Genomic DNA, 10,927 nt, shown 5'->3' with positions numbered 1-10,927 from the left:
TGCTGGACCAGGAGCCGATCTCGACCCCGTCCTGCGAGGCTCGCGCCTGGTAATAACCATTGCCCGATGCGATTTCCACCAGTGTTTGACCTTTTTCATCGGTTGTGCCAGACCACTCATAGGCTGGCGTCTGTCCGGAAATGGAGCGCGAAAATTCTACGGTTGCACCGCTTACTGGTGTGCCGTCACGATACAAAGTGACCATGACTACAGCCTGTGCTTTGTGATGGGCCACTGCCAATTTGCTCAGGGGGCGTCCTACCTGTTCCTCTGTTCCGACTTCTGACTGCGTGACGCGCTCTCCGCCGCAGTTCCACATCAGTCCTGCAGCAAAGACGCTTACCAATCCCCAAAGGATTACTGCTGTTAGACGTCTCAAAACAATTCCTTCCTTTTTGAGTTGTGATACTGTGAACTATACTTTCTTATGGGTAATAAAGATACGACTAATCTAAAAAAATAGTAGTTTTTTTAGGACTACTTATACAAACGTTTTCTTTCATTAATTCGATTTACGGTATAAGCAGAAGCGCAGATCCAGGGTCCTCTGCTTTGAAAGGAGGGGTAAAAAAACAACCGCTCTCTTGTTTCATCGTGCAAGAGAGCGGTTGAGTGTAGTAAAGAGATGAATTGTTGATTGATTTCAGGACCTCACGGCGTGAAGCGATAGACCACGGGCAATTGCGCGGGGTCTGTGATGTTCAAATCTGTGTGGTGGTATATATTTATGCGTCCGGTGCCGCAGTCTCCAAATTCGTCGCAGTTGAGCATGCCGATGAGAGCCTGAAAGCCTGACGTCGCGTGGAGTTGCCTGCGCAGTGCGGCGCGATCTACATACAATTTCCCACCAGCTTCGCCTGCAACAATCTCGATGGCGTTGAGCAGCAGCGTCGTGGCGTCGTAAGAGTGCGCCCAGTAAGGCGTGATTGGAAACCCGCCATACGCGGCTTCATACGCTGCGAGTGCTTCATCTACGCTCTTGCCAGTTACCGCATTGATATTTGAGCCGAGATCCGCCTCTGGTCCCGCAGCGTAAACACCCTCTGACTGCGGTGTGGCGAGGAATTTCGAATCGAGAAGGGCTGCACCCGTGATGAGTGTGGCGTCTTTCAGGCTGTCGTGTTCCCGCGCCTGCTTGGCGAAAGGTATGCCTTCTATATCGAAGAGCGGGAAGAAGATGCCGTCTGGTGTGGCTGCTGCAAATTCCGTGAGGACGGCTGTCATGACCGTCTGCCCTTTCTCGATCGTGGCGGTGGCTACGACTTCGCCTCCGATGGCGCTAAACGCATTGCCAAATGCGATGGTGAGACCCAGGGTGTAAGGGTCTCCGTCGTTGAGGGCTGCCATGCGCCGCAGGCCCAATTCATTATATGCGAAGTCGGCGACCGCCTGCGCCTGGTAGAGATCGTTGACAGAAACGCGATAATAGCCGGGGTGATAGTCGGAACTCGCGTTGCCAGCGAGGTCGGAGGTGAGTGCTGGTGAGGTATTAGATGGGGAGATCATTACCAGACCCGCTTCGCTGATCACTGGTGAGGCCGCCACAGCTGCGCCAGAGCAGGATGTGCCGATGACGCCCAGTACCTGCGAATTTGCGACAATCTGCTCAGCGCCCATGCGTCCGCCTTCCGGTCCACACCCGCCGTCTATTGGCTCGCCGAGTTCGACAGCGTGACCGCGGATCATGCCGAAGTCTTGCACGGCCAATTCAATAGCGTTCCGCGACGGCACACCGAGCGATGTCGCGATGGTATGCGCGAGCAACGAACGGATTTGCACGGCTTCGCCCTCGCCTACCGTGACTAAGGCATCCATAGATGAACTGGTCACCTGTGCTTGTCCACCGATGGGCAAATCCATGACCCCATAGCCTGCGTTAATTGGTATGCTGGACCAGGAACCGATCTCGACCCCGTCCTGCGAGGCACGCGCCTGATAATAACCATTGCCCGATGAGATTTCCACCCATGCCTGACCATTATCAGCGGTCCTGCCCGACCACTGATAGTCGGGGGCCTGTCCTGCAATGGAGCGCGAAAATTCTACGGTTGCACCGCTTACTGGTGCGCTATCTTGCTGCAAATTGACCATGACGATGGCAGCCTGTGCCGCGTGATGGGCTACTGCCAATTTGCTCAGGGGACGTCCAATTTGTTCGTCTGTCCCGGTCTCTGACTGTGTCACGCGCTCGCCGCCGCAGTTCCACATCAGTCCTGCGGCAAAGACACTGGCCAATCCCAAAAAGATTACTGCTGTTATATGCTTCAAGATGATTTCCTCCCTTTTTAAGTGTGATACTTTGAAATAGGTCTTTCTTCAGGTTTTTACGGTGAGAACTGATAGACTATGGGCAATTGCGCGGGATCTGTGATGTTCAAATCCGTGTGGTGGTAGATGTTCACGCGCCCGGTGCCGCAGTCTCCGAATTCGTCGCAGTTGAGGGTGCCCAGGAGACCCTGAAAGCCGGATGTCGCGTGGAGTTGTCTGCGCAGCGCGGCGCGATCTACATACAATTTTCCTTCAGCTTCACCTGCAATAATCTCGATGGCGTTGAGCAGCAGCGTTGTGGCGTCGTAAGCGTGCGCCCAGTAAGGCGTGTTCGGAGACTCGCCGTACGTGGTTGCAAATGCGGCGAGCACTTCATCTACGCTCTTGCCAGTGGCAGCATTGACGTTTGAGCCAATTACAGGCTCCGGGCCGGCAAAGTAGATGCCTTCCGACTGCGGCAGGGCGAGAAACCCCGTCAGGAGGAGGGCCGAACTCGTGATGAGTGTCGCATCTTTCAGACTGTCGTGTCCCCGCACCTGCTCGGCGAAGGGTGCACCTTCCAGATCAAAGAGTGGGAAGTAGATGCCGTCTGGTGTGGCTGCTGCAAATTCCGTGAGGACGGATGTCATGTCCGTCTGTCCTTTTGCAATCGTGGTGGTGGCAGCGACTTCGCCTCCGAGCGCGCTAAATGCATTGCCGAATGCGACGGTGAGGCCCATGGTGTATGGGTCGCCATCGTCTATGGCCACCAGGCGCCGCAGGCCCAATTCATTATAGGCGAAATCGGCTACTGCGTTCGCCTCATAGAGGTCGTTGTTAGAGGTTCGGAAATAGCCGGGGTGGTAGTTGGGACTCACGTTGCCGGCGAGGTCGGATGTGAGTGCTGGCGAGGTATTGGACGGCGAGATCATTACCAGCCCCGCCTCGCTGATCACTGGTGAGGCCGCCACAGCCGCGCCGGAGCAGTTCGTGCCGATGACGCCGACTACCTGCGGGTTGGCGATGATCTGCTCTGCGCCCATGCGTCCGCCTTCCGGTCCACACCCGGTGTCCAGTGATTCGCCGAGTTCAACCGCGTGACCGTGGATCATGCCGAAGTCTTGCACGGCCAACTCAATAGCGTATAGCGACCCCTCAGCAAGCCCGGGCACGACGGTGTGCGAGAGCAACGAACGGATTTGCACGGCTTCGCCTTCGCCAATCGAGACTAAGGCCCGCATGGATGAACCAGTTACCTGCGCTTGTCCTCCGATGGGCAAATTGAGCATGACCTGGTAGCCCGCGTTGATTGGTATGCTGGACCAGGAACCAATCTCGACCCCGTCCTGAGAGGCTCGCGCCTGATAATAACCATTGCCCGATGTGATTTCCACCCATGCCTGACCATTGTCATTGGTCATGCCCGACCACTTATAGTCGGGGGCCTGTCCTGCAATGGAGCGCGAAAATTCTACGGTTGCACCGCTTACTGGTGCGCCATCACGGTGCACAGTGACCCCTATCGTAGCCTGTACGACATCTTCGTGTACTGCCAATTTGCTCAGGGGACGTCCAATCTGTTCATCTGTCCCGGTCTCTGACTGCGTTACGCGCTCACCGCCGCAGTTCCACATCAGTCCTGCGGCAAGGGTTATAACAACTATAATGCGGATGTGTTTCATCACCGGTCCTCCTGAAAAACGTTATGTGAAAATACTGTCTCGATAAAAGCCATGCCGAAAAATAGAAACCTCCCTGGAGAAAAAGCGTTGTATGAAAATGATGTCGATTACGCAAGTGCCAGAGCTTTTCTGGCGGCTTTGGCCTGAGGTGAGTTGGGATCGCGTCGTATGGCGCGATTCATAGCAAGATGTGCGCGTTTATCTCCGGTTTTAGCCAGTTCGAGGGCTTCTGCAAAACCTTTCTCCGAATAGCTGTGGTCGCGGGGTATGATGCGATTGTCCTGGTTTTGCCAGTAATATTTGAGGTCTTCGGTTTCCCAGTCTTTGTACACGTCTTCCCAGGTGAGATTGTTGAAGATGTTCAGATGGGGTTCGAGCATGTGTTCAGATAGGGTATCGCCGAGTTTTTGGTAGCGGTTGTCGAGGGATACGCGAAGGCGGTCTTCGGTGAGGTTTGGTAGAGCCTGGTGTACTGTGAGTGCGGGGAAGATCAGGGTATCGCCGATTTCGTAGTCTGTACTGTGCCATTGACCTTCCAATTCGTCGGTGTTGATGCACAGGCCGCCCGCGCCGAGGGAGAAGTGGTGGTTCATCACGGCATTGATTTTGTGAGAGCCGGGCAATATGGCGAGGCCACCCAGTTCAATGGGGCAGTCGCCAACAGGTGCCCAGCAGGTGTAGGTGTCGAAGTTGCCCTGAAAGTGTACAAAGTCCTGGTGAATCGGCGTGGTGTGCGCCGTGTATTTGGGAAACCACAGGCGAGCGACTTTGTGCGGGTGCGGGAAGACAGGACCATCCATCACTTTTTCGAGCAGGTCGAGTACTTCTGGTTCATGGGCAATGCGGTGAAAGGCTTCGAGTTTGTACACTTCGTGATATACGTCGGTGTATTCGGGGTCGCCTTCGGTACACTGTTTGGATATGTCGGCAATGCCATCTATGGGATCGGTTCCCTCGACGAGCCAGGGTGTCATTTTGTTGAGCATTTGTCGCCGCAGATCCCAGAGTTTGTCCGGGTTCTGTAATTTGCGGAAGAAGATATATCCCTCTTCTCGGATGCGCCGCCGCAACTCTTCCGAATCGTTGATCGCGTCGTTGGATACGCGCAATTCTGCAATCTGGTCCGTCATGGCATGCTCCTGTGTTAATGAGGAGATTGGGGCGATTTCTCTTCGGGGAGTTGGTCTTCTCATATATAATTTATGTGCCCTATATTAGAATGCAACTTAAATTAGCAACGAGAGTTTTAATTTCTATAATTATTTTTAACTGACTGACAGGGCATCGCAAACTCTGTTTGCCAAATCTGTGCAAATCTTCGATAATTAAGAGCGATATTCTGGTGGTGCTAACCAAGTACTGAATTTGCCATGAATCCCAAATCTTCTCTTTTACCGCGTATTTCGGTGTTGCGACCCGTGTCCGTTACCATGTGCCTTGTCGCGCTATTGGTGCTGGGGGCGGTGGCGTATGTGCGCATGCCCGTCGAGATGATGCCCGATGGTTTGACGCCGCCCTTTTTGGCTGTGTCCATTGGGTTTCGCAATGCCTCTCCGCAGGAGACCGAGCAACAGATTACCCTGCCGCTGGAAGAGACGCTGCGTACTGTAAAGGGTATTAAGACCCTGCGTAGCTACAGCTCTCGGGGCGCGCGCGTGCAGATGGAATTTCGCCAATATACAGATATGGTGGCTGCGTACAATCAGGTTTCAGATCGGCTCGAGCGCCTCAAGCCCCTGTTGCCAGAAGAGGCTCGAGACGAGGTGCGTATTCACAAATACGATCAGGATTCGAAGTCTGTTATGTATGTGGCTGTGTCGATTGACTCGGCCATTACAGAACCCTTTCAGTTTATCGAGACCTTTGTGCAGTATCCTCTGGAGCGCGTGGATGGGGTTGGGCGCGTGGATATTTTTGGCGCGGATCGCAAGGAAGTGATGGTGGAGGTGGATCAAGAGCGCATGAGGGCGCGCGGTGTGCGTATTGGCGAGATTGTTTCGACCTTGAGGAGCGACAATTTCGCGCTTGCCGGGGGCTATGTGCGGGAGGGACCAAAGAAATTTTACGTGCGGTCGCTGGCGCAGTATGTCACGTTGCGGGAAATTGAAAATATCCAGATTCAATCGCGGGCAGGCAAGGTGCGCCTTGGCGATGTGGCTTCGGTGGTTTTCGAGGTGCCCGAAAAGTCGTGGACGCAGCGCATTGATGGCAAAAGAGGTATGAGTTTTGGCATCAAACAGGAATCGGGTGCAAATGTCGCGGATGTGACCGATCGGGTTGTGGCAAAATTGAAAGCCATCGAAGAAGATCCGCGCATGGCCGGGCAGGTGTCGTTTCAGGTGATGTTCAATCAGGGGTTTTTTATTAAGGAATCGATTCGCAATCTTCGGGAAACCGGGCTTTGGGGCGGGCTATTTGCCGCGCTGGTGTTGTTGTTCTTTTTGCGTACCGTGCGGATGACGGCCATTATTACATTGGCTATTCCGCTGTGTGTGATGATTGCGATGACCGCGTTGTATTTTGTCGGCTGGTCGCTCAATGTGGTGACTATGATGGGACTTATGGTTGGGATTGGGCTGGTTGTGGATAATGCCATTGTGATTTTGGAGAATATTTATCGCCGGCGGGGCAATGGCGAGGCACCCGAAGATGCCGCTATCTTTGGTGCGAGTGAGGTGGGGCAGGCCATTACTATGGCGACGTTTACGACGGTGGTGGTGTTTTTGCCTATGATGTTGTTTAGCGGCAATATGTTTATGACTTTTTACATGACGCGTCTGGGTGTTCCGGTTGGGGTGGCTCTGGTGGGATCTCTATTTGTGGCGCTGTTGTTTATTCCCCTGGCATCTGTGCGATTGGGCAAAGGTCGGGTGCGTCCCAATCCCAAAATCATTGTGAAGGCGCGAGGAATTTATGAGCGCATGTTGAGTTGGACATTGCGACACCGCCGGGACGCGGTGTTGATCGCGCTGGCACTTGCGGCAACGACGATGTATCCCCTGGATAATCTGAAGCGCGCAGATCGCCACCGCGGTGGCGCGTTTAACGATTTGGATGTGCGGTTGAGGTTGCCGCGTCACTTTTCGCCAGAAGAAACCGAGGATATTGTGGGGGAGGTTGAGGAATTTCTGGAGGCGCGGCGTGAAAAATACGGCTATGAAACCCTGCGCGTTTACTACCGACCTGGCTACGGTAACCTGAGCTTGTATATGCCGGCCAAGAGCGATGATCCGTGGTGGTACGTGGCGTACAAAAATACGCGCAGTGCCCTGGGAATACCCGTTTCTGGACCAATGGAACGGGCTGAAGTCGCGGAAGATATTAGCAAAAACATGCCCAGATATGTGGGGGTGCGGCATTCCGTGGAAGGGGCTCGCAATGAGGGCGGTGGTAGTGATCCGGGCGTGACGATTTATCTGGAAGGCGATGATACCGAGGTTCTGGTCAGTCTCGTCGATGAGGTCGAGCGGCGATTGCGACAAATCCCATCTCTTGTAGGCGTTGACACGGATTTGGAACTTGCCGATGACGAGGTGCGGGTCGTGATTGATCGGGAGCGAGCGAAACGACTTGGGATTTCTGTACGGGATGTTGCGCGCTATATCTCTTATGGTCTGCAAGGGGTGTCGTTGCCTCGTTTTAAGTCCGATGACGGCGAGGTGCGGGTGCGGCTTTTTCTGGATAGGACAGACCGACAGAATTTGAATCAGTTGCGCAATTTTCCGTTTGAGACCGACGATGGTACAGAAGTGGCTTTGAGCGAAGTCGCCTTCTTCCAGGTCTCGCGGGGGATGGGGCGCATTGCGCGGTACGATGGCAAGGTCAAGTTGCGTATCAGGGCTTATACGACGCGTGCAGATATGAGGGGTCTGGCCGCGGAGATTGACAAAGTGATGGATGGTCTCGAGTTGCCCCGCGGGTATTCGTGGGACAAGGGAGAGAGTTTCAAGCAACTTAAAGAGGACGAAGCCTCTGAGCGGCTGGGAATTGTGATGGCGGTGATATGTGTGTTTTTGTTGATGGGCGTTTTGTTCGAGTCGTTTATTTTACCGTTTTCAGTGCTTTTTTCAATTCCATTTTCTTTTTTGGGTGTTTACTGGACGCTGTATTTGACAGGCACGCCTATGGATAGGATGGCGTCTGTGGGGGTGATTGTGTTGATCGGTGTGGTGGTGAATAACGCGATTGTGCTGGTGGATATGGTCAATCGCTTGCGTGCCGATGGCATGAATCGCTTTGATGCAATTATGGAAGCGGGGCACAATCGCTTTCGCCCCATTTTGATGACGACGTTTACAACGGTCTTTGGCTTGCTGCCCATGGCTGTGGGCGATAGCAATGCAATGGGTTCGTCTTATGCGCCTTTGGGACGCACGATGATGGGCGGGCTGTTGGCCTCGACATTTCTGACGTTGCTGGTTGTGCCTTTGTTTTATACCTTGCTCGACGATTTGCGCCTGGCGATTCGGCGTCTGAGTGCAGGTGTGTTTGCCTCTCGCGCGAGGGATGAGGCTTATGATACGGCTGACGATGATTGAGTCTAAAGGAGGATAAGTAATGGAAACGGTCATCGGCATGGTTGCGGCAACCGTGCTATGTCTAATTGCGGCCTTGATAGTGAGGTGGCAGGCAAAGAAAAAATAATAATTGTGGCGGTTTTGAGACCGCCACTTTTTTTGGGATTTTTATGTTAGAAAAAGACGTTTTAGACAAACGCCCGCTGATGGGCATTACGATGGGCGATCCGTGTGGTATAGGACCCGAAGTGATTTTGAAGGCTCTGGCACATGAGGAAAGCTATCGCGTGTGCAAGCCACTGGTTATTGGGCATCCCGCCATTTTGAAGCGCGATATGGCTGTGGCCAGTGTACGACTGGATGTGCGGGTGGTGGAGCGACCCGAAGATGGTGCGTTTGAGTTTGGGTGTGTTGATGTTTGGTGTCCAGTGGATGTGGATGTGGATCAGATTGAAATGGGCGAGGTGTGTTGCGAGGCGGGTAGAGTAGCGGCTGAGTGGGTGATTCGCGCGGTTGATCTGGCGATGGCGAATCGCATTGACGGGATTGTGACGGCGCCTTTGAATAAGGAGGCGATGAATCTGGCGGGTTATTCCTTTGCGGGTCATACGGAGTTGTTGGCTGAGAAATCGGGCGCAGCGCGCGCACATATCATGCTGGTATCTGAGCGCCTGACTGTGTCGCATGTGACGGGGCATATTGCGTTGCACGAGGTTCCAGATAGGCTTACGGTTGATCTGATTTACGATACGGTTCGGCTTACCCGCGGTGTGCTCGTTGGTCTGAGTAAGTTAGATCCCAGTATAGCAGTATGCGGGTTAAATCCACACGCGGGCGAAAATGGCTTGTTCGGTAGCGAAGATGCAGAGGTCGTCCGTCCTGCAGTTGAAAAGGCTCTGAGCGAGGGCTGGCGCGTTGACGGTCCGTTGCCTGCAGATACGACTTTTTTAAAGGCCTACAATGGGCTGTACGACGGGGTGGTGGCGATGTATCACGATCAGGGCCATGTGCCCGCAAAACTGGTGGCGTTTGACGAGGCTGTCAATGTGACCTTGGGCCTGCCGATTGTGCGGACGTCTGTGGATCACGGTACGGCTTATGATATCGCGGGCAAGGGTATCGCTAAGGCCGTGAATATGTTGCAGGCGATTCGCGTGGGGAGTAAGTTGGCGATTCAGATTACTCCATCCCCGCGATGACGTCGAGGAGTATGAGGTGTGCGCCGGTATCGCCAAAGATGGGCGTGCGTGTGGGTGCGTTTTCTGGGAAAAATTCGGCGTAGGCGTCGTTGAAGTCCGAAAAAAGAGAGCGGTCCTGGAGGATGACTGTTACTTTTAGAACGTTGTCGAGCGATGTTCCCGCGTCTTCGAGTATGCCCGAGATATTGGTGAGTATGCACCGGGTTTGCGTTTTGATATCGTCTCCGACAATTTCATCGGTTTCCGGATCGACCGGGGGCTGGGCAGAGATGAAGATGAGGTCGCCGTAGATTATGGCTTGCGAGTAGGGGAATTTGGGGATGTTGCCGCGGTTGCTGGTGAAGGGTTGTTTTTTCATTGGGTTCTCCTTGTGAAATGAATATTGAGGATGCGTAAATATAATTCCCAATGAAAAAAATCAAAAGGTTTAGATGAGAGATGATAGGTGGGAACGTTCTGGCGTATTGGGTGGTCTAAGGTTTAGTAATTAAAAATAGGAATGCGTTTTGGATATATCAACCCAACGATCTCGTAGAGGAGACGCCGACCTGCTTCGGCGTTTTGTGCTGGCTATTTTGATAATGGGAATTGTCGGTACGGGAGCCGAGCTTGTTCTCCTCGAGCATATGGAGGATTTCTGGCAGTGGGTGCCTCTCGTGCTCTTTGTGGTGGCACTTCCGTGCGCTGGCTGGCTCTTTATCGCGCCTGGCGTGGCGAGTGTCCGCGTTTTTCAGGTTTTGATGGTGCTGTTCGTTGTTTCGGGCTTTGTCGGGCAGTGGCTTCACTACAAGGGAAATGTCGAGTTCGAGTTGGAGATGTATCCATCCCGCAGCGGGCTTGAACTCGTTTGGGAAGCTCTGGGGGGCGCTACCCCGTCGCTGGCACCAGGTACGATGACACTTATCGGGTTACTCGGTTTAGCGGTTTGTTTTCGCCACCCCGGTTTGCGGGCTGGTGAAGTGAGAAATTCTCAGGAGGGAACATGAATATTTGCGGTAGAAGAGAGAAGTTTACCAATATGGTGGTGTTGCTGGTGTGTTTTGCGATGCTCTGGGGTTGTGGTGGATCGAACGTAGATGAGACACCTGTCTCCGACGCTTCCACGGAAGAAGCCGCGAGTAGCGCGGTGGTCGTCAATCCAAATCTCGCAGGATCCGATGAGTTCGGTGCCCTTATGAGTAAAGAACCCCCCCCCCACACCGCGCCGCAGCCTCCCTTCCTCCCACCGGCAACAGCCCAACCCGCCGTCTCAAACCACACCCCCCACCACCCCCCCACACAC

9 protein-coding genes are annotated in these 10,927 nt (G+C 53.7%); 4 read left to right on the top strand and 5 right to left on the bottom strand.

Features of this window, described 5'->3' with window-relative positions:
• From OXG87_14370 to OXG87_14355, 4 genes are all read right to left on the bottom strand, one after another.
• On the bottom strand, nt 1–379 hold a 379-nt coding region (locus tag OXG87_14370), incomplete at its 3' end, for a hypothetical protein (protein MCY3870737.1).
• Nucleotides 380–651: 272 nt separating this feature from the next.
• Entirely contained in the window at nt 652–2,268 is a 1,617-nt protein-coding gene (locus tag OXG87_14365) for a branched-chain amino acid ABC transporter substrate-binding protein (GenBank protein MCY3870736.1), read from the bottom strand.
• A 56-nt stretch (nt 2,269–2,324) separates the two neighbouring features.
• Nucleotides 2,325–3,929, bottom strand: a complete 1,605-nt coding sequence (locus OXG87_14360) for a branched-chain amino acid ABC transporter substrate-binding protein (protein MCY3870735.1) — start codon at nt 3,927–3,929, stop codon at nt 2,325–2,327.
• 107 nt (nt 3,930–4,036) lie between these two features.
• Nucleotides 4,037–5,059 carry a phytanoyl-CoA dioxygenase family protein gene (locus tag OXG87_14355; protein ID MCY3870734.1) on the bottom strand — a complete coding sequence of 341 codons (1,023 nt, stop codon included), beginning with the start codon at nt 5,057–5,059 and terminating at the stop codon, nt 4,037–4,039.
• A gap of 240 nt (nt 5,060–5,299) precedes the next feature.
• Here OXG87_14355 and OXG87_14350 point away from each other — a divergent pair, with 240 nt between their 5' ends.
• Nucleotides 5,300–8,467, top strand: coding sequence for an efflux RND transporter permease subunit (locus tag OXG87_14350; GenBank protein ID MCY3870733.1), 3,168 nt, complete (start codon nt 5,300–5,302; stop codon nt 8,465–8,467).
• Between the two features lie 149 nt (nt 8,468–8,616).
• On the top strand, nt 8,617–9,645 hold the full coding sequence (gene pdxA, locus OXG87_14345) for a 4-hydroxythreonine-4-phosphate dehydrogenase PdxA (protein MCY3870732.1): 1,029 nt from the start codon (nt 8,617–8,619) through the stop codon (nt 9,643–9,645).
• Here pdxA and OXG87_14340 read toward each other — a convergent pair.
• Nucleotides 9,626–10,003 carry a Rid family hydrolase gene (locus OXG87_14340; GenBank protein ID MCY3870731.1) on the bottom strand — a complete coding sequence of 126 codons (378 nt, stop codon included), beginning with the start codon at nt 10,001–10,003 and terminating at the stop codon, nt 9,626–9,628. The genes pdxA and OXG87_14340 overlap by 20 nt on opposite strands.
• A gap of 148 nt (nt 10,004–10,151) precedes the next feature.
• On the opposite strand from OXG87_14340, the gene OXG87_14335 reads away from it, so the two are divergent.
• Both OXG87_14335 and OXG87_14330 read left to right on the top strand, forming a co-directional pair.
• On the top strand, nt 10,152–10,631 hold the full coding sequence (locus OXG87_14335; protein ID MCY3870730.1) for a hypothetical protein: 480 nt from the start codon (nt 10,152–10,154) through the stop codon (nt 10,629–10,631).
• Nucleotides 10,628–10,927: hypothetical protein (locus OXG87_14330; GenBank protein ID MCY3870729.1), on the top strand; the 300-nt coding region annotated here is incomplete at its 3' end. The genes OXG87_14335 and OXG87_14330, both read left to right, overlap by 4 nt.

It is taken from the genome of Gemmatimonadota bacterium (genome assembly GCA_026706845.1).
Lineage (GTDB): Bacteria > Latescibacterota > UBA2968 > UBA2968 > UBA2968 > VXRD01.
Note: the sequence above shows the minus strand (reverse complement) of the source record. Positions and strands in the feature narration are given on the sequence as shown.

What these genes read in the sequence shown, in the direction of transcription:
- OXG87_14340 (MCY3870731.1), bottom strand. Translation starts at nt 10,003, where the DNA reads ATGAAAAAACAACCCTTCACCAGCAACCGCGGCAACATCCCCAAATTC.
- OXG87_14350 (MCY3870733.1), top strand. Translation starts at nt 5,300, where the DNA reads ATGAATCCCAAATCTTCTCTTTTACCGCGTATTTCGGTGTTGCGACCC.
- OXG87_14360 (MCY3870735.1), bottom strand. Translation starts at nt 3,929, where the DNA reads ATGAAACACATCCGCATTATAGTTGTTATAACCCTTGCCGCAGGACTG.
- OXG87_14355 (MCY3870734.1), bottom strand. Translation starts at nt 5,059, where the DNA reads ATGACGGACCAGATTGCAGAATTGCGCGTATCCAACGACGCGATCAAC.
- pdxA (MCY3870732.1), top strand. Translation starts at nt 8,617, where the DNA reads ATGTTAGAAAAAGACGTTTTAGACAAACGCCCGCTGATGGGCATTACG.